Below are 19,153 nucleotides of genomic sequence, written 5' to 3'. Positions count from 1 at the left end.
TGTGGGGTTGTAGCATTCTTGATTTAGGTCTATGCTAAGCTACAAAACCAATACAGTACCAATACAGTTAAGCAAGTAATTCCTGACATTGTCCCGGCGAAATTACCAATACAGTGACCAACACAACCCCTCCACGCAAGGTGAACAGCAGCCAGCTGCCCGCTCCGACCCCGGCTGCTCAACAACTGTTGTCGCGCGATAGCGACACCTCTCTGGTCGAGCAGATCGTGCGCTCCATCGAAACCCGCATCAGCGACCGCCTGTTGCGTACCGGCGCCCGTATGCCGTCGATCCGCCAATTTGCCGATAGCCACAGCGTGTCGCGCTTCACGGTAGTTGAAGCCTATGACCGGCTGGTAGCCAAGGGTTGCCTGGAATCGCGGCGCGGCTCGGGCTTCTATGTGCGCGAACGCTCGCCGCTGCTGGCTGACCGCGGCAGCAATTCCGCCAGCGACAAGCAGCCGCAGCTGATCGATGTAGTCTGGCTGGTGCGCAATATGCACCAGCAGGCGCCGAACAAAAAAATGCCCGGCTCGGGCATGTTTCCCAGCGAATGGCTGGATGCCGACCTGATCGCCAACGCCTTGCGCAGCATCAGCCGGCAAAATCCGGCGCAATTGCTTTCCTATGGGATTCCGCAAGGCTTCTTGCCGCTGCGCCAGCAACTGCAGCTGAAAATGGCCGAGCTTGAAATCGCCGCCACGCCGGAACAATTCGTCACCACTACCGGCGTCACCCAGGCGCTGGACCTGGTGGCGCGCCACTTTACCCAGCCTGGCGATGTGATTTTTGTCGATGATCCATCCTGGTTCCTGATGTTCGCCTCGTTTGCCGCGCTAGGCGCCAAAGTGGTCGGCGTGCCGCGCCTGGCCGATGGTCCGGATATGGTGAAGCTGGCAGAACTGGCGGCGCTGCATAAACCCAAGTTGTATGTGCTGGTGTCGGTATTGCACAATCCGACCTCGACTTCACTATCGGCAGCCAAGGCTTTCCAGATCCTCAAGCTGGCTGAAGAACATGACTTCATGATCGTCGAGGACGATATCTATTGCGACATGCATCCCGGCTCCGCCATCCAGCCGGCGACCCGCATTGCGTCGCTGGACCAGCTCAACCGCGTGATCTACATGGGCGGCTTCTCGAAAACGCTCTCACCTAACCTGCGCTCCGGCTTTATCGCCACCTCGCTCGAACTGGCGCAGCATTTTGCCGACCGCAAGATGCTGACCAACCTGACCAGCGCCGAAGTCGGCGAACGGGTGGTCTATAAAATCCTGTCCGAAGGGCACTACCGCAAGCATCTCGACCGCTTGCGCAACAAGCTCGATAGCGTACGCGACCGCACCATCCGGCAAATGGAAAGGATCGGCATGACGGTCGACATCAGCACCCCGGCCGGCATCTTTGTTTGGGCCGATACCGGCCACGACACCAATGTGATGGCGGAAAAGGCCTTGGCCGAGGGCTTCCTGCTGGCGCCCGGCGCCCTGTTCTCGCCCAGCCAGCTGCCCTCTTCCAGAATGCGGATTAACGTGGCGGCGATGTCGGATCCGGCGATCTGGCGCTTCCTGGAGCATGAATGTGGCAAATAAGACAATAATTTACATCACATCCCCCACAATCCTCCCTTGAAAACTCCCGATTGAGCCCCCATTTCGACTAACATCAAGCGTTTTATCTGTAGTGCAGCATATGCATTTTGATAAAACCGTAGCCATGTCGTCCCCGCGCACGCGGGGATCCATTTTAAATTCACCATGGATTCCCACCTTCGCGGGAATGACGGCGATTCTAATTAATGAGTTACGTTCTTACTTATTTATTTATTATTCATTTTTATTTATACAGAGGAAACAATGGCCGTATCCGAAAAGCAAACCCTTGGTTTTCAGGCAGAAGTAAAGCAGCTGCTGCAATTGATGATCCACTCGCTGTACTCCAACAAGGAAATTTTCCTGCGCGAGCTGGTGTCCAATGCATCCGATGCCGCCGACAAGCTGCGCTTTGAAGCGATCAACAACGGCGCTCTGTTCGAGAACGATCCGGAACTGAAAATCAAAGTCACTTTCGACAAGGCCGCGCGCACCATCACGATTTCGGACAACGGCATCGGCATGAGCCGCGATGAGGCCATCTCGCACCTGGGCACCATCGCCAAATCCGGCACCAAGGAATTCTTCTCGAAACTGTCCGGCGACCAGCAAAAAGATGCTGCCTTGATCGGCCAGTTCGGCGTCGGCTTCTACTCCGCTTTCATCATCGCCGACAAGATCACCGTTGACACCCGCCGCGCTGGCGCCAACGCCACCGAAGGCGTGCGCTGGGAATCCGAAGGCGCCGGCGATTTCAGCATCGAAGCAATCGACAAGCCGTCGCGCGGCACCGATATCACCCTGCATCTGCGCGAAGGTGAAGACGAGTACCTGTCGGCCTGGAAACTGAAATCCATCATCCGCAAATATTCCGACCATATCTCGCTGCCAATCGTGATGCAGAAAGAGGAATGGGACGAAGAAAAGAAAGAAACCGTCGTCAAGGACGAATACGAAACCGTCAACCAGGCCAGCGCACTGTGGGCCCGCAACAAATCCGACATCACCGAAGAACAGTATGTCGAGTTCTACAAGCATGTCTCGCACGATTTCGAAGCGCCGCTGACCTACACCCACAACCGGGTTGAAGGCCGCAGCGAATACACGCAACTGCTGTACGTTCCAAGCCACGCACCGTTCGACCTGTGGGATCGCAACAAGCGCGGCGGCATCAAACTGTACATCAAGCGCGTCTTCATCATGGACGATGCCGAGCAGCTGATGCCGGTCTATCTGCGCTTCGTCAAAGGCGTGATCGATTCCAGCGACCTGCCGTTGAATGTGTCGCGTGAAATCCTGCAAGAGTCGCGCGATGTACGCGTGATCCGCGAAGGCTCCACCAAGCGCGTGCTGAGCTTGCTGGAAGAATTGGCGAACAGCGACGACCAGGCGCAAAAAGACAAGTACGCCACATTCTGGAAAGAATTCGGCCAGGTCTTGAAAGAAGGTATTGGCGAAGATGCCGGCAACAAGGAAAGAATCGCCAAGCTGCTGCGCTTTGCGTCGACCACCAACGACAACGATGTCCAGGCCGTATCTTTCGCCGACTATATCGGCCGCATGAAAGAAGGCCAGGACAAGATTTACTACGCCACCGGTGAAACCTATGCCGCGGCCAAGAACAGCCCGCACCTGGAAATTTTCCGCAAAAAGGGTGTCGAAGTCCTATTGCTGACCGATCGCGTCGACGAGTGGATGCTGTCTTTCCTGCAGGATTTCGAAGGCAAGGAACTGGCATCGGTAGCCAAGGGCGGCCTCGATCTCGGCACATTGGAAGATGAAGCCGAGAAGAAGCAGCACGAAGAAACCGAAACCCAGTTCAAGGACCTGGTTGAAAAGATGAAGACCGCGCTGGCCGACAAGGCCAAGGATGTGCGCGTCACCTTCCGCCTGACCGATTCGCCAGCCTGCCTGGTGGCCGATGAAAATGAATTGTCGGGCAATCTGCTGCGCATGTTGAAGGCTGCTGGCCAGGACGCTCCGGATTCCAAGCCGATTCTGGAAATCAACCCGGATCACCCGCTGGTGCAACGCCTGAAGTACGAAGAAACCAAGTTCGGCGACTGGTCGCACATCTTGTTCGATCAGGCCTTGCTGGCTGAAGGCGGTGCGTTGGCTGATCCGGCAGGGTTCGTCAAGCGCCTGAATGAAATGTTGCTGGGCATGGCGGGTAAATAAGCCAGGGGAAATTCCTCTATTGCCGTTCGCGGGTAGTAAAAAGGGCTGGAAGACATAATTGTCTTCCAGCCCTTTGCTTTACGCCGCAATGATTGCATTGATAGCACTTTAAGACTAAACTGCTATCAATGCAATCATTATCAAGGTACCATCATGGCAACAAATCTAGTGGTGAGAAACGTGGAAGAAGATATCGCACTTGCGCTTAAGCAACTCGCAGCATCCCACGGCCGTAGTGCCGAAGCGGAGCATCGAGAAATTTTACGGGCGGCACTGCAACGCCCAAAGCGGCAATCGCTCGCGGAAGTATTGTCGCGCATGCCGAATGTCGGAGAAGATGCGGATTTCAACTCTCGCAACATCCAGGAGTAAGGCATGTACCTGGTTGACACGAACGTTATCAGCGAAACCCGTAAAGGGAACAAAGCAAATCGGGGCACCCAGGAATTTTGGCATTCAGTCGATCCGGATACGATCTACCTCTCAGTGCAGACAATAGGTGAAATTCGCCGCGGTGTTGAGAGCATCAAGAACCGCGGCGATACAACACAAGCCAACGCTCTGGAGCGATGGCTGAATACGCTTGTCACAGAATATGCAGATCGCATCCTGGTTTTTGACGAAGATTGCGCCCAGGTATGGGGAAAGTTAATGTCGCCCAGTAATCAACATCCGATCGACAAGCAAATTGCTGCAATTGGATTGATTCATGGGCTCACGGTCGTCACCCGTAACACCGTTGATTTTCTCGGTACAGGGGTGCGTCTGATGAATCCATTTTCGTAAAAATAAAGGCTGCGCACCGCCTTTATCCTCACCACTTTGAGCGTCGGATCACATCAGGCCGCTTGCTCCTGAGTTACCTGCTTACGCGCAGCCAGATGCACCAGCATGTCGTCGACCATATCGGTCAAGCTGTATGCAGGCAACCAGGACCAGTCTTGCCGCGCCTGCGAATCGTCAATCGAACGCGGCCATGCATCCGCAATCGCCTGGCGGAAATCCGGTTTGTACGCGACCTTGAACGATGGATAACGCTGCTGGATGATATCGACCAATTCCCGCGGAGAAAAACTCCATGCCGCGAGATTGTATGAACCGGCAACTTTCAGCTGCTCTTTCGGCGCACTCATCAATTCGATGGTGGCGCGCACGGCATCCGGCATGTACATCATCGGCAACGTGCTATCCACATCGAGGAAGCTGGTGTAGTCATGGCCGGCGGCGGCGGCAAACAGGGCCTGAATGGCGTAGTCGGTGGTGCCGCCTCCGGGCTCGGCCGAGTAGCTGATCAGCCCCGGATAGCGCAGGCTGCGAATATCCATTCCGTATTTCTCCGCGTACCAGGTGCACCAATGCTCACCGGCCAGTTTGGAGATGCCGTAGACGGTTTTCGGATCCATGGCGCCGACTTGCGGCGCATTGTCGCGCGGCGTCGACGGGCCGAATGCAGCAATCGAACTAGGCCAGAACACTTTTGACAGCTTGGCCTGGCGCGCTACTTCCAGCACGTTCAAGAGGCCGGTCATATTCAGGTTCCAGGCCCATTCCGGATGCTCTTCGCCTTTGGCCGACAAGGCTGCCGCCAGATGATAGATTTCCCCGATGTCGTGTTGCCGCACTACTTCGGCCAGGCGCTTGGCGTCGGTCACATCCAGTTTTTCGTATGCCAGTTCCTGATGCCGGCCCAGGGCTTGTATATCGCTTGCCACAACTTGCCTGGCGCCGTGCAGCTTGACCAGTGCAGTCGTCAGTTCGGTGCCGATCTGGCCGTTGGCGCCGATTACCAATATTTTTTTCATGGTTTGTCTCTTGAATTCTTCTCTTCAGTTCTTTAGCAGACCAAGCTCTTCACCGGCTTGCCGGAAGATACTCACTGCGCGCTGCAATGTCGCCTCATCGTGGACCGCAGACATCTGCACCCGAATCCGCGCCTGGCCTTGCGGCACGACCGGATAGAAGAAACCAACGGCGTAGACACCAAGTTCATACAGGCGCCGCGACAGATTTTGAGCAACCACAGCGTCATACACCATCAACGGCACGATCGGATGGGTGCCCGGTTTGATCTCGAAACCGGCTTCGGTGATGGCCTTACGGAAATAAACGGTGTTGCGCTCAAGACGGTCGCGTAATTCAGTCGACGCTTCCAGCAGATTAAGCGCCTCGATCGAAGCGCCGACAATCGCCGGCATCAAGGTATTCGAAAACAGGTAAGGCCGGGACCGTTGCCGCAACAATTCGATCACCTCGCGCCGGCCGGCAGTGAAGCCGCCGCTGGCGCCGCCCAGGGCTTTGCCCAAGGTGCCGGTAATCACATCGACCTTGCCGAAGATACCGCGCGCTTCATGCGTGCCGCGTCCCCGGGCACCCATGAAGCCAGTGGCGTGGCAATCGTCAACGCCAAGCAGTGCATCGTATTTGTCGCACAGTTGGCGGATGACGTCGAGCTGCGCCACCGTGCCGTCCATCGAAAACACGCCATCGGTAAACACCATGGTAAAGCGGGCATTGTCGGCCTTGGCTTGCTTCAGGCAGCGTTCCAGATCTTCCATGTCGTTGTGGGTATAGCGGTAGCGCTTGGCTTTGCACAGGCGGACGCCGTCGATAATCGAGGCATGGTTGAGCGAATCGCTGATGATGGCATCCTGCTCTCCCAGCAACGGTTCAAACAAGCCGCCGTTGGCATCGAACGCAGCTGCATACAGAATGCAGTCCTCGGTGCCCAGGAACGCCGACAAGCGCTGTTCCAGCTCGCGATGAATGTCTTGCGTGCCACAAATGAAACGCACTGAACTCATGCCGAAACCGTGGCTATCCAGGGCTGCGTGCGCGGCTTTGATCAAGGCCGGATGAGAAGACAATCCCAGGTAGTTGTTGGCGCACAAGTTGATCAATTCGCCACTTGAAGTGTTGATCTTGCCGCCCTGCGGGCCAAGGATCAAACGCTCAGACTTCAACAGGCCGGCGGCTTTGATCCCTGCCAATTCATCCTGCAGATGCGTGTAAAACCCGGGAGAGCCGACGTTCGTGCTTGCATCTGTACTTGTAGTTAGTGTCATTTTCAGCCTCGATCTTATATAATATATCGCTCTAATTCGATATATCGAACACGAATTCCACGATAATGCACAAAAACGAGGTTGTCAACCAGATGAGCAGTAATACGGTTAAAAATTTGGAAGATGCACCGCCGAAGGTAGGCGATACCTTGGTCAAGCTGCGCCAGGCCGACGGGCTTTCGCTGGATGCTTTGTCGAAACGCGCCGGCGTCTCCAAGTCCATGCTATCGCAAATCGAGCGCAACCAGGCTAATCCCACGGTTGCCGTGGTGTGGCGCCTGGCCAATGCCCTGGGCGTCCCTATTTCGCTGCTGGTGGACGGCAACCAGGCCGCGCCGGCATCGATAGAAACCTTGCCCAGCCATGCCACACCATCGCTGCGGTCAAGAGACGGCCATTGCGTGCTGCGTATCCTCGGCCCGATCGAACTGGCCGGCCAGTTTGAATGGTATGAGCTGTCGGTGGAGCCTGGCGGTTGCCTCGATTCAGAAGCGCACGAGCCGGCTTCGCGCGAACACCTGACAGTCTTGTCCGGTATATTGGAAGTCCAGAGCGGCAGCAACATCACCAAGATCAAAGTGGGTGAAACTGCACGCTATGCGGCGGATCGCCCTCATTACATCAAGAATGTCGGCAAGAATGCGGCGACTGCTTTGCTGGTGGTGATTCATAACGGGCAGTAAGCATCGCAATCGGCGGATGGAAAAAAGGCTGGAAGACAATCTTGTCTCCCAGCCTTTTTTTAAATAACCCAGTAAAACGTGTTGCTGCCATCCGCTGCGTCGCCCCCGCGAACGCGGGGATCCATTTTAAGGTCAACATGGATTCCCGCCTTCGCGGGAATGACGGGGTCGCCCAGACGCCAATTTAAATCTAATGCGTTACCCGGGTAACCCCACCCGACGACAACAAACGAACGCGGTCGCCTACATTGAAGCGTTCGTCAGCATCCTGGGTAATCGCACGCAACTCGCCGTTACTCAGACGCACGGTAATTTCCAGCCCCGGGCGCTGGTTCAGGTTGTTCTGCACCTGGTTGCCGGCAATCCCGCCGAGCACCGCGCCCACAACGCCTGCCGCGAGCGAGCCGTTGCCCTTACCGATGAGCGAACCGGCGGCGACGCCACCGAGCGCACCACCGGCCAAGGTGCCAGCGCCGTTGCCGTCGCGGCTCTTGTCGATGGTCACCGGACGCACCGAATCAACTACCGCCATACGCACCGTTTGCTCGCCTTGCGCCTGGCTGCTGCTATAGACATTCGCCGAATTCGGCGTCACGGCGCAACCACCCAAGGCCACCAACGCGGCGACTACGATCAGATTCTTCATTCTTGATAACTCCATCATAAATTACTCACACACAAAAATTGCCGCAGACAAATAACCCGCGAAGCGCACCGACAGAGGGGTTGCCGAGCCAGGCAGATTGCAGCGGCGTAATTTGCAACACTGGATTACCTTTTCGCTAACATTGCACATTTTATCAATTTTTGCGGGCAACCGGAGTTTTGCCGAAAAAGCCCGGGCAGTCTTGCAAGTCATACGCGATCTGCGCACTGACAAAGTCGACAAGTTTGCCGTTGTCCAATATTTGATTAGAGCAATCGTACGCTTGTCATGTCTTGCTTATGAAGCGATGCATAAAATTGCTTTTAAACAACTGCAGACTATATAATCACTCTTCGCTGCCAAACTCAATTCCAGCAAGGCCCCCATGAAGACATTGTTCAGAGCACTTAGTATTATGTTTTTTTTAGTACTGATGGTCGGCTTTGGCTTATGCGGTTTGCTAGGGATTGCTTCTGGAATTCACTTCAAAACCAATGGCAATGACCTGTCTATTTTGCTCCTTGGATGCGCAGGGGTAGGAATCAGTATCGCGCTGTGCTTCGTTATATATCGCATTGCCAGATATGGCAGCGTGTTTCGGCTTGCAAAGAAGTCAGATCAAGACAAATCCGAACAATGAAAACAGTCGTCTTTTCCAGCACGACTGCACATCTCATCCATCTGGTTTTTGAATGGGCGGCCATCGCATCCGGCGTCCAGCTATATCGCTGGCAACGTGCCCGTCAAGGCCTCTCTGGCATCCTGGAGCCGGGACAATACGCCGTCATCATCGGCTGCATACTCGGTGCAGCGATCGGGAACAAGTTAGTGTTCTGGATGGAGTTCCCTCAGTTATGGGCGTCATCTTCTTTAGACATCAATCTCTGGATGTCTGGACAATCTATCGTCGGTGGTTTGCTGGGTGGGCTGTGTGGCGTAGAGATTGCCAAGAAACTGATCGGCTCACAGCGCTCAACGGGCGACAATTTTGTCTTGCCATTGATGTTGGGCACTGCCATCGGGCGCATTGGTTGTTTTCTGGCAGGACTGCACGACGGCACTTATGGCGTACCCACCCATATGCCCTGGGGTGTCGACTTTGGTGACGGCATCTCTCGTCACCCTACTCAAATGTACGACATTCTCTTTGTATTAATTTGGGGCGGCGCCATTTTGTTTTTTCAAAAACGCTGGCGCGAAAGTCCGGGCCTTGTTTTCAAATTTTATCTATCGGGTTATTTACTGTGGCGCTTACTGGTCGATGGCATCAAACCGGTTCCCTATGAATATGCCGGCGGTCTTAGCGGCATACAGATCATGTGTTTACTGGCCTTACTGTGCTACCTCCCGTTTGTAATCAAGCAATTCTTGAATTTTAAAAAAAATGCGCCTCTTTTCCAGTGATCGATCACGTGCAGCGTTATTGATAGTGAGTTTAAGTTTGATTGGCGGTACGGGTTGCATCACTGCCTCCATCGTCAACAGCGTGCAACAAAAAAATGCACAGCGGGCCAGTGCAGAAATGCAGAAAACAAAAATTGAAGGATATAAAGTAGCCGCCAGCCGCGGTGATCTGGAGGCCACGACACAACTTGGATTGGAATATATAAATGGTTCACCAAATCTGGAAAGAGATATCCCAACGGGCATCTCTTTACTTGAACAGGCGGCAGCCAAACAATATGGTCCTGCGGAATATGCCTTAGGCTGGCTTTTACTCAATGGTTCCAATCGACAGTACAACGGCAGAACTCTCAGCGCAGAACAATTACCTCCAGACCCCTCGCGCGGAATAGAATTATTAAAACGATCGTCCACACGCTCTTGCAGTCCTTCACCTGTGTTTTTCAATCGCTTTTCTGCGTTTGACGTCAGCGACATATATCGCAATAGCGGGACTAATAACGGAATTAATAGCGGAATTAATAGCGCAATTATCAGGCAAGACATGCAACAAGCCGACCTTTGGCTTGCCCGCAGCATCCTGGACTGTAAATATCCATTCCACACCACGATTAAATACAAATTTTTAGGCTCAACAGAAGCTGGTACAGCCGCTAAAATTAAAGCGTTAGCTTTTCTCCTGATGCTACCGGCCAGCGACACCCTCACCAAACTGCAAGCATCCATGTCTCCGGCAGACATACAGGCGGCGCAAGAAAAAATGGCAATGCTACGCCAGGCTGCCCTCGAATCAAAACAACAATATCCCGCACCGCCTTACCCGAGCCAACGATGACGCGCAAAATACGGCCTTACCTTTTTTACGACACGACCACTTCGGTCTGTTCAACCTGCCTGCATCCGGTTGAAGCCAAGATCATCTTCAAGGATGACCATGTCTACATGGACAAGTGGTGTACTGCACACGGCAGCGAACGCGTGCTGGTCAGCGATGATGTCGAGTATTACCGGTTGTGTCGCGAGGTGTTCGTCAAACATCCTGAAATGCCGCAAACGTTTAACACCAAAATGGAATACGGCTGTCCTTATGATTGCGGCCTGTGCCCGGATCATATGCAGCATTCTTGCTTATCCATTGTTGAGATTACCGATAATTGCAATTTGAATTGCCCCGTTTGTTATGCCGAAAGCGGCACTCATCGGGAACAGCATAAGCCCTTGGCTGACGTCATCAAGATGCTTGATGCGGTTGTGGCCAATGAAGGCGAGGCTGATGTCATGCAATTGTCCGGCGGCGAGCCCACTTTACATCCGCAATTCTGGGAAATTCTGGATGCCGCCAAAGCACGACCCATCAAACATGTGATGGTTAACACCAATGGCATCGTGTTGGCGCAAGATCCTGAGTTCGTGCAACGTCTCGCAAGCTATGCGCCAGGAATAGAAGTGTATTTGCAATTCGATTCCATGCGCGCAGAAGTACATAAGGTATTGCGCGGCGCCGATTTAAGCCGTATCCGATTACAAGCATTGAAAAACCTGAATGCGGCCGGCTTATCCACCACTTTGGTTGTGACGCTGAAAAAAGGTTTGAATGACGATGAGATTGGCGCCATTATAGATTTCGCCTTGACGCAACCGTGTGTCCGCGGCGTCACCTTGCAGCCGATTCAAGATGCTGGCCGCGTTGAAAATTACGATCCGCGCCTGCATCGCCTGACCGTTTCAGAAATACGACGGAAGATCGCAGAACAAACCAGCGTATTCACCTTGCAAGATATCGTCCCGGTGCCTTGCAATCCCGATACGCTGGCAATGGCCTATGCTCTCAAAACCGATGAAAAAACTGTCCCGCTAACACGCTATCTCGATCCGCAATCTTTAGTCGAAGGCAGTGGCAACACGATAGTTTTCGAGCGCGACGAAGCGCTCAAGAAGAATATGAAAGACCAGATATTCAAGCTGTTTTCGACCAACCATTCCCCGGAATCGCAAGCCAACTGTCTTTCTGAATTAATGTGTTGTCTGCCTTTGATTTCTGCACCACAGACACTGCGTTACGACAATGTGTTTCGGGTCTTGATTGTGCAATTTATGGATGCATATTCTTTGGATGTCCGCGCCTTGAAAAAATCTTGCATTCATTTTGCCCAAGCTGATGGAAAAATGATTCCATTTGAAAGTTACAACCTGCTCTATCGCGACGACAAACGGCTAACGGCCATCCGCAAAAGCATCGCGCAACAGACCACCGGCAGACGTACCTCCGACCGCATTCCAATCATGCCGCTCCATGCCTAACGGCCGCCGGCGACATCGACAAATGTACCGGTCGAATAGGATGCCTCGTCCGACACCAGCCACATGATCGCGCGCGCCACTTCCTCGGCGCTGCCGCCGCGCCGCATCGGCACCGAATCTTTCACTCGATCCACCCGGCCGGGTTCACCGCCGCTGGCATGAATATCGGTATAGATGACACCGGGCCTGACTGCATTGACGCGGATACCCTGATCGGCGACTTCCTTCGCCAGGCCGACCGTCATGGCGTCGATCGCCCCCTTGGATGCTGCATAATCGACGTACTCTCCCGGACCGCCAAGCTTGGCCGCCATCGATGACAAATTGACGATCGTGCCGCCGTGGCCGCCAAAATGGGTAGACATGCGTCGTACTGCTTCACGCGCACACAAGAAACTGCCGACGATATTGGTGGCGAACACCCGCTGCAAACGGGCCACATCCATCTGATCGACACGCATCTGCCGCTCCAGGATGCCGGCGTTGTTGACCAAGGCGGTCAACGCGCCGAGTTGCGCATCTACCGTTTGAAACAGGTTCAGCACGTCAGCCTCGACCGCAACATCGCCGGCCACCGCCAACGCTTCGCCGCCAGCCTTGCGAATCGCCTCCACCACCGACTCGGCGGCGCTGCGGTTATGGACATAGTTGACGCACACTGCGTAGCCGCGCGCTGCGGCCAAATGGGCAGTGGCAGCACCGATCCCGCGGCTAGCGCCGGTAATTACAATCACTTGCTTCGACATGCGCCGCTTCCTTCACTCGTATTTGCGGGCATCCTCGATGACTTTACCGTCATTCGGCAAGCTGCCCGGCGCGACAAACAAAACCTCGCCGCGTAGTTTAGTCACTTCGCGCAAGCTGTCGGCAATCCGCTCTGCTGCGTGCGTTGCTGTACCAGTAGCCACAGAGGACAACTCGCAATGCAACGTCATCACGTCGTTCGCCATCGCGCCACTCACAACCAGGCGCGCTTTCGATATCTGCGGATGACGTTTGAGCACCTCCGCCAATTGCGATGGATGGACGAACATGCCACGCACCTTGGTCACCTGGTCGGCGCGCCCCATCCAGCCCTTGATGCGGGTATTGGTGCGGCCGCATGGCGAAACGCCCTCCAGCACCGCCGACAAATCACCCGTGGCGAAACGTATCAGAGGATAATCCGGATTGAAAGAAGTCAGCACCACCTCGCCGACTTCACCGGCTGCCACCGGATCGCCGGTGCCGGGCCGTACGATTTCCAGGATCAGATCCTCATCCAGGATCATGCCCGGATTGAGCCGGCCGTTGCTGAGCGACTCGTAAGCGATATTGCCGATGTCGGCCGACGCATACAATTGCAGCACGTGCGGCACACCGTTATCGTGGAACCATTGGCGCAACGATGGCGGCAAGGCTTCAGCGCTTAGCAGCGCGCGTTGCAGGCTGCCGATATCGGTGCCCATCTCGCGCGCTTTTTCGATAATGATCTTGAGGAAAGAAGGTGTGCCTACATAAGCATCCGGACGCAATGCCGCCATCGCCTGCACCTGCAGTTCCGTCTGTCCTATGCCGGCCGGGATCACGGCACAGCCGAGCTTGCTGGCCGCACCTTCGACCATGAAGGCAGCTGGCGTGAAATGGTAGGCGAAACAATTTTGTATCAGATGGCCGGCGCGCAATCCCAACGCCCGCATCGGCCGCGCAAAGCGCCACCAGTCCTGGCTATATCCCTCCGGATCGAAAATCGGCCCAGGTGAAACATAGAGACGCCGCAGTTGCCGGTGCGGGGTTGTCGTCAAACCGCCGAACGGCGGCTCTTGCGCCTGCAAATCGTGCAAATCCGATTTGCGCGTAATCGGCAATTGCGCCAACGCGTGGCGATCACGGATATCGGCTGCGGATACGCCGTGCAGAATGCGCCCCCAGCCGGTTGCGCCTTGAGCGCGCGCCACCAATTGGGGCAGGCTCGCCATCAGGTCCGCCTCGCGTTGTTGAGGTTGGCGCTGCTCAAGAGGATCGAGAATGTCAGACATGGCTGGCCTGTATACGTGGGCGGAAAGCGACATGGATAGTGATCGGAAAAAGGAAAAGGTCAGGCCAGCCAGCGTTTGCGGCGACGATAAAATTTCATGTCACGGAAATTCTTGCGCCCTGCGGCCGATACGCCCAGATAGAACTCTTTCACGTCTTCGTTGCTGGCCAGCTCGTCGGCGGCGCCTTCCATCACCACCCGGCCGTTTTCCAGGATGTAGCCGAAATCGGCATAACGCAACGCCACCATGGTGTTTTGTTCGGCCAGCAGGAAGGACACGTTTTCCCTGCGGTTCAAGTCCTTGACGATCTCAAAAATTTCCTCAACCACCTGCGGCGCCAGGCCCATCGAAGGCTCGTCCAGCAAGATCATCGACGGCTTAGCCATCATCGCCCGCCCGATCGCCGTCATCTGCTGTTCGCCGCCAGAGGTGTAACCGGATTGCGATTTGCGCCGCACCTTCAGACGCGGGAAATAGTCGTAGATCTTTTCCAGCTCCTGTTTGACCTCGGCATTACTGATGTTGCGAGTGTATGCACCGGTCAGGAGATTTTCTTCCACCGTCAGATGGCCGAAGCAATGGCGCCCTTCCATCACCTGGATCACGCCGCGCTTGACCAGGTCGTTCGGAGTCAGGCGGTCGACCCGCTCGCCGTTGTATTCGATGCTGCCTTTGGTGACATCGCCACGTTCTGCCGACAGCAGATTGGAAATCGCTTTCAACGTCGTGCTTTTGCCGGCGCCATTGGCACCCAGCAAAGCGACGATTTTCCCTTGCGGCACCGCCAGCGACACGCCTTTCAGCACCAGGATGACGTGGTCGTAGATCACTTCGATATTATTGATGTTGAGTGCTGTACCCATGCTTCCCTCAGCTATGCAATGAAAGACGCGTCGGCGCCTGAATTGAGCGCCGACGCTGACGCTATTTACTTCATGCAGGCGGGCGTGATGCCTTTTTCTTTTGCATACTTCGCAGCGGAAGCCTTGAACAGCGGGTGGATCAGGTTCTTGTTGCCTTCGATCCAATCGGATACCAGCACCCACTTGCTGCCATCCCATTGCTGGACCTTGATCTTGCCCGAGCCCTCGTGGTTATCGCAGGAGGTCTTGATTTCAGGCAGCAGGCCGGTAGCGCCAAGTTGCTGCAGGCGGGCGTTGGTGATGTTCAGATTCTCCAGGCCCCAGCGCACGTCTTCGCCGCTCATAACCTTGCCTTTGCCGTACTTGGCTTGGGCGGTCCGTATCGCTTCCACGGTAGCCAGCGCCGCCGATACGCCCCGGTTATAAAGTATCGAACCGATCTTCGCCTTGTCCTGCATATTTCCCTTGCCGGCGCCGTACACCACTTTCTCGATATCGGCTATCAGCGGCACGTTTTTACCGGAAACATTCCAGGTAGCGCTCAGATAGCCCTTGGCGGCATCGCCGGCCGGGACGGTGTCTTCCTCAGACCCGGCCCACCATGAACCGATGATCTTGTCGCGTGCAAAGCCAACCTTCTGCGCCGCTTTCAAGGCGGTCTGGTTCATCACGCCCCAGCCCCAGAAGATGACGTAGTCCGGATTTTCCTGGCGGATTTTCAGCCATTGCGCGCCCTGCTCGTTGCCGGGATGGGCAACCGGGATCTGCACCACTTTGAACTTGCCCAACGTCGCCTCGGCTTCCAACGCCACTATCGGCTCCTTGCCGTAGGCCGAGTCGTGGTACAGGAAAACGATCTTCTTGCCCGCCAGCGAACCGCCGTTTTTACTTGCCAGGTATTTCACGATCGCCGAAATCTGCATCTGGTAGGTAGTCACCAGCGGAAAAGCGTACGGAAACACCGAACCGTCGACCGCGTCGGTCCGGCCGTAACCTACCATCAGCAGCGGCACCTTGTCTTCCGCCGTCTTGTCGATCAAGGCGTACGCGATGCCGGTCGCCATGGCATTGATCGCGGTACCTTTGGTGACAGGATTCTTGCCTTTCAGCCGTTCGTAACACTCGACACCTTTGGCGTTGTTGTATTCGGTTTCGCATTCTTCCCACGACAATTTGACGCCGTTGATGCCGCCTTCTTTCAGGTTAACGTAGCTCAGGTAGTCGATATAGCCGCCGTAATAGGACTGGCCGTTGGTGCCGTAAGGGCCGACCCGATAGCTGGGAATCGCAATGAATTGATCGGTTGCCTGCGCCATCGCCGGCAACGCCGGCGCCAGCAGGCAAGCTGCAGCGGCGACAGCGAGCATGATTTGTTTAATAGTTTTCATTATCTGGTCTCCTGGTGCTGGTTATCTGAAATCTGAACTCGGGACTACTTAAAACCTTTCGTACCAATCAATGCGGGAACGGCCACAGGCGCAGTTTCTCTTTGGTGATCTGCCACAGGCGCGCCAGCCCGTGCGGTTCTACAATCAGGAAAAAAATGATCAAGGCGCCAAACAGCATCATCTGGATATGCGACACCGTGGCATTGGTAAATGGCAGATGCAGCCAGGTGGCCAACGGCGGCAATACGTTATCCAGGAAAATCGGCAGCAGCAGGATAAAGGCGGAGCCAAGAAAAGCCCCAAGGATGCTGCCGACGCCGCCGACGATAATCATGAACAGGATGCGGAAAGACAAATCCAGAGAGAAGCCATCCGGCTCCACCGAACCCAGGTAACAGAAGGCATACAAGGCGCCGGCGACACCGCAGAAAAAGGAACTGACGGCAAACGCCAGCAGTTTGGTCGGCATCAAACGAATACCGATCACTTCCGCGGCAACGTCCATATCGCGCACCGCCATCCAGGCGCGCCCGGTGGACGAACGCACCAGGTTCTTCGCCAGCAGCGCCATCACGCAGACAATCGCCAGTACGAATAGGTATTTTTTTACCGGTGTGTTAATGGCGATGCCGAACAGGTCGATCTTTTGCGCACTGATCACGCCGGACGAACTTTCGTTGGAAAACCAGGGGAACTTGGTCAGCGCCCAGACCACAAAAAATTGCGCAGCCAGCGTTGCCACCGCCAGGTAGAAGCCCTTGATACGCAGCGACGGCAAGCCGAACAAGACGCCGACGGCAGCCGCGCAGCAACCCGCCAGGATGAAGGACAACAAGATCGGAATACCCTCCACCCGCAGCTGGAAGTTATAAGCCGCGTAGGCACCCACCGCCATGAACGCGGCAGAGCCCAGCGATAGCTGGCCGGCGTAACCGGTCAATATGTTCAAGCCCAGCGCCGCCAACGCAAACACCAGGAATGGGATCAGGATGGCGGAAAACCAGTACTCGCTGCCGATCATGGGGATGCCGACAAATGCAACGGCCAGCAAGATGGCCATGCCGATGCGGTCCTGCCGAATCGGGAATATCTGGCTATCCGCGATGTACGAGGTTTTAAACTGTCCGGCCTCACGATAAAGCATGGCATGTCTCCGTTCGAATTCTTAGGTTTCTGTAGGTGCTCAAAACATCATGCATAAAGGTCAAACTCGATCGATATGCCGCTCGCCGAACAAACCTTCCGGCCGCACCAGCAGGAACAGCAAGGCGAACACATAGGGGAACCATCCTTCTATGCCACCGAAATTGCCGCCAAACATGTCTTGCATCACCGGCGGGATATAGATCTCGGCCAATTTTTCAGATACGCCGATGATCAGGCCACCAGCGATCGCCCCCGGAATCGAAGTAAAGCCGCCGAGTATCAGCACCGGCAACGCTTTCAACGCGGTCATCGTCAGCGCGAACTGCACGCCATTGCGCGACCCCCACAGCAAACCGGCAACCAGCGCCACAAAACCAGCCACGCCCCAGACGATGACCCAGATATGGCGCAAGGGAATCCCCAGCGAGAGCGCCGCCTGATGATCGTCAGCCACGGCTCTTAACGCGCGGCCGACCTTGGTTTTCTGAAAAAACAGCGCCAGCAGCAGTACCAATCCGATCACCATGCCGGAAGCGAACAGGTCGAATTTGGAAATCCCGATGCCGAAACCATCCATGATGGAAGCAATCGGCTCATCCACGATACCCAGGTTGATCGCCCGCACCTCGCTGCCGAACAACATCGGCCCCAGCCCTTCAAGGAAAAAAGCCAGCCCGATGGTTGCCATGAATAACGTAATCGGCGGTTGGTTGACCAGCTTGCGCAGCACCAGCCGTTCGGTCGCTACAGCCACCACCAGCATCACCAGGAAAGCGCCGACAATCGCCGCCCACATGGGCAAACCCTTGTCCATCAGGCCGACCACTGCCAGCGCCGCAAAATAGACCATCGCGCCCTGGGCAAAATTGAACACGCCGGAAGCCTTGTAGATCAACACGAAACCTAGCGCCACCAGCGAGTACATCAGGCCCGAAAGCAGGCCGCTTAGCGTCACCTCAAAGAAAAATTGCATTGCCGTCTCCGTTAGTGATGACTAGTGAGAACTACCGAGGTAGGCTTTGATGACTTCGGGATTGTTCATGACTTCGTCAGGTGTGCCGTCACCGATTTTCTTGCCGTAATCGAGCACCACGACACGGTCCGAGATATCCATCACCACCCCCATGTCGTGTTCGATCAGGACGATGGTGGTGCCGAACTGTTCGTTGACATCCAGGATGAAGCGGCACATATCCTGTTTTTCTTCGACGTTCATGCCCGCCATAGGCTCGTCCAGCAGCAACATGCTTGGCTCCGCCGCCAGCGCACGCGCCAGCTCCACCCTTTTTTGCAAGCCGTATGGCAAACGTCCAACCGGTGTTTTGCGGATGTGCTGGATTTCCAGGAAGTCGATGACTTCCTCGACCTTGCGCCGATGCTGTACCTCTTCATTGCGCGCCCGCCCCCACCAGATAGCATTGGCCAGGAAACTGGAATGCATTTTGGTATTACGGCCAGTCATGATGTTATCAAGCACCGTCATACCCTTGAACAGAGCGATATTCTGGAAGGTGCGCGCAATCCCCTGCCGCGCCACCGTGCTCGGATTCATGCTGTGCCGCGGCACGCCGTGAAATACGATGCTGCCCTTTTGCGGATGGTAGACGCCATTGATGACATTGATCATCGAGCTTTTCCCGGCGCCGTTAGGGCCGATGATGGCGCGGATCTCATGTTCCTTCACATTGAACGAAATATCGGTGAGCGCCTTGACGCCGCCGAACGACAGCGAAATATTCTGCAGATCCAGCACCACTTCGCCGATGTTACGGCCCTTGCCGGTCGCTTGCGGTTCCGGATCGTGCAGCGTTGCACCAGGCAACGCAGTTTCCACCGGGAAGACTTCCTCCGTGACATGTCTTTTCATGATCG

19 protein-coding genes are annotated in these 19,153 nt (G+C 55.3%); 9 read left to right on the top strand and 10 right to left on the bottom strand.

The window, feature by feature from the left end; translation table 11 throughout:
- Nucleotides 1-113: 113 nt before the first annotated feature.
- The 4 genes from KHU29_RS01375 to KHU29_RS01360 all read left to right on the top strand — a co-directional run bounded on the left by KHU29_RS01375 (nt 114) and on the right by KHU29_RS01360 (nt 4,556).
- Complete coding sequence (locus tag KHU29_RS01375) at nt 114-1,592, top strand: aminotransferase-like domain-containing protein (RefSeq protein ID WP_425514435.1); 1,479 nt, start codon at nt 114-116, stop codon at nt 1,590-1,592.
- A 264-nt stretch (nt 1,593-1,856) separates the two neighbouring features.
- Nucleotides 1,857-3,770, top strand: a complete 1,914-nt coding sequence (gene htpG, locus KHU29_RS01370; protein WP_211450902.1) for a molecular chaperone HtpG — start codon at nt 1,857-1,859, stop codon at nt 3,768-3,770.
- Nucleotides 3,771-3,923: 153 nt separating this feature from the next.
- On the top strand, nt 3,924-4,142 hold the full coding sequence (locus KHU29_RS01365) for a FitA-like ribbon-helix-helix domain-containing protein (protein ID WP_211450901.1): 219 nt from the start codon (nt 3,924-3,926) through the stop codon (nt 4,140-4,142).
- Nucleotides 4,143-4,145: 3 nt separating this feature from the next.
- Nucleotides 4,146-4,556 carry a type II toxin-antitoxin system VapC family toxin gene (locus KHU29_RS01360; RefSeq protein WP_211450900.1) on the top strand — a complete coding sequence of 137 codons (411 nt, stop codon included), beginning with the start codon at nt 4,146-4,148 and terminating at the stop codon, nt 4,554-4,556.
- 53 nt (nt 4,557-4,609) lie between these two features.
- On the opposite strand, the gene KHU29_RS01355 is transcribed toward KHU29_RS01360, so the two are convergent.
- Together KHU29_RS01355 and kbl are read right to left on the bottom strand one after the other, a co-directional pair.
- Nucleotides 4,610-5,572: an NAD-dependent epimerase/dehydratase family protein gene (locus tag KHU29_RS01355; protein ID WP_211450899.1), complete on the bottom strand. Its 963-nt coding sequence runs from the start codon at nt 5,570-5,572 to the stop codon at nt 4,610-4,612.
- Nucleotides 5,573-5,596: 24 nt separating this feature from the next.
- The gene (gene kbl / locus KHU29_RS01350) at nt 5,597-6,832 is read right to left on the bottom strand and encodes a glycine C-acetyltransferase (protein WP_211450898.1); all 1,236 of its coding nucleotides are present in this window, start codon (nt 6,830-6,832) and stop codon (nt 5,597-5,599) included.
- Nucleotides 6,833-6,924: 92 nt separating this feature from the next.
- On the opposite strand from kbl, the gene KHU29_RS01345 reads away from it, so the two are divergent.
- Nucleotides 6,925-7,515, top strand: coding sequence for a helix-turn-helix domain-containing protein (locus KHU29_RS01345; RefSeq protein WP_092351750.1), 591 nt, complete (start codon nt 6,925-6,927; stop codon nt 7,513-7,515).
- 190 nt (nt 7,516-7,705) lie between these two features.
- On the opposite strand, the gene KHU29_RS01340 is transcribed toward KHU29_RS01345, so the two are convergent.
- Complete coding sequence (locus tag KHU29_RS01340) at nt 7,706-8,161, bottom strand: outer membrane lipoprotein (RefSeq protein ID WP_211450897.1); 456 nt, start codon at nt 8,159-8,161, stop codon at nt 7,706-7,708.
- A 385-nt stretch (nt 8,162-8,546) separates the two neighbouring features.
- Here KHU29_RS01340 and KHU29_RS01335 point away from each other — a divergent pair, with 385 nt between their 5' ends.
- From KHU29_RS01335 to KHU29_RS01320, 4 genes are read left to right on the top strand one after another with little or no spacing between them, the layout of a single operon-like run.
- Nucleotides 8,547-8,801 (top strand): hypothetical protein, encoded by a 255-nt coding sequence (locus KHU29_RS01335; RefSeq protein ID WP_211450896.1) that lies wholly within the window; start codon nt 8,547-8,549, stop codon nt 8,799-8,801.
- Nucleotides 8,798-9,565: a prolipoprotein diacylglyceryl transferase gene (locus KHU29_RS01330; protein WP_211450895.1), complete on the top strand. Its 768-nt coding sequence runs from the start codon at nt 8,798-8,800 to the stop codon at nt 9,563-9,565. Before KHU29_RS01335 ends, KHU29_RS01330 begins: the two co-directional genes overlap by 4 nt.
- Nucleotides 9,546-10,400: a sel1 repeat family protein gene (locus KHU29_RS01325; protein WP_211450894.1), complete on the top strand. Its 855-nt coding sequence runs from the start codon at nt 9,546-9,548 to the stop codon at nt 10,398-10,400. Before KHU29_RS01330 ends, KHU29_RS01325 begins: the two co-directional genes overlap by 20 nt.
- Nucleotides 10,397-11,866 carry a radical SAM protein gene (locus KHU29_RS01320; RefSeq protein WP_211450893.1) on the top strand — a complete coding sequence of 490 codons (1,470 nt, stop codon included), beginning with the start codon at nt 10,397-10,399 and terminating at the stop codon, nt 11,864-11,866. Before KHU29_RS01325 ends, KHU29_RS01320 begins: the two co-directional genes overlap by 4 nt.
- On the opposite strand, the gene KHU29_RS01315 is transcribed toward KHU29_RS01320, so the two are convergent.
- From KHU29_RS01315 to KHU29_RS01285, 7 genes are all read right to left on the bottom strand, one after another.
- Entirely contained in the window at nt 11,863-12,612 is a 750-nt protein-coding gene (locus KHU29_RS01315; protein WP_211450892.1) for an SDR family oxidoreductase, read from the bottom strand. The genes KHU29_RS01320 and KHU29_RS01315 overlap by 4 nt on opposite strands.
- A gap of 12 nt (nt 12,613-12,624) precedes the next feature.
- Nucleotides 12,625-13,884 carry a phenylacetate--CoA ligase family protein gene (locus KHU29_RS01310; protein ID WP_211450891.1) on the bottom strand — a complete coding sequence of 420 codons (1,260 nt, stop codon included), beginning with the start codon at nt 13,882-13,884 and terminating at the stop codon, nt 12,625-12,627.
- A 59-nt stretch (nt 13,885-13,943) separates the two neighbouring features.
- The gene (locus tag KHU29_RS01305) at nt 13,944-14,747 is read right to left on the bottom strand and encodes an ABC transporter ATP-binding protein (protein WP_211450890.1); all 804 of its coding nucleotides are present in this window, start codon (nt 14,745-14,747) and stop codon (nt 13,944-13,946) included.
- Nucleotides 14,748-14,812: 65 nt separating this feature from the next.
- Entirely contained in the window at nt 14,813-16,135 is a 1,323-nt protein-coding gene (locus KHU29_RS01300; protein ID WP_211450889.1) for an ABC transporter substrate-binding protein, read from the bottom strand.
- A 67-nt stretch (nt 16,136-16,202) separates the two neighbouring features.
- On the bottom strand, nt 16,203-17,279 hold the full coding sequence (locus KHU29_RS01295; protein WP_211450888.1) for a branched-chain amino acid ABC transporter permease: 1,077 nt from the start codon (nt 17,277-17,279) through the stop codon (nt 16,203-16,205).
- A gap of 60 nt (nt 17,280-17,339) precedes the next feature.
- On the bottom strand, nt 17,340-18,254 hold the full coding sequence (locus KHU29_RS01290; protein ID WP_211450887.1) for a branched-chain amino acid ABC transporter permease: 915 nt from the start codon (nt 18,252-18,254) through the stop codon (nt 17,340-17,342).
- Nucleotides 18,255-18,275: 21 nt separating this feature from the next.
- Nucleotides 18,276-19,148, bottom strand: a complete 873-nt coding sequence (locus KHU29_RS01285) for an ABC transporter ATP-binding protein (protein WP_425514434.1) — start codon at nt 19,146-19,148, stop codon at nt 18,276-18,278.
- Between the last annotated feature and the right edge of the window lie 5 nt (nt 19,149-19,153).

The organism is Collimonas antrihumi (genome assembly GCF_018304965.1).
Taxonomy (GTDB): domain Bacteria; phylum Pseudomonadota; class Gammaproteobacteria; order Burkholderiales; family Burkholderiaceae_D; genus Collimonas; species Collimonas antrihumi.
Note: the sequence above shows the minus strand (reverse complement) of the source record. Positions and strands in the feature narration are given on the sequence as shown.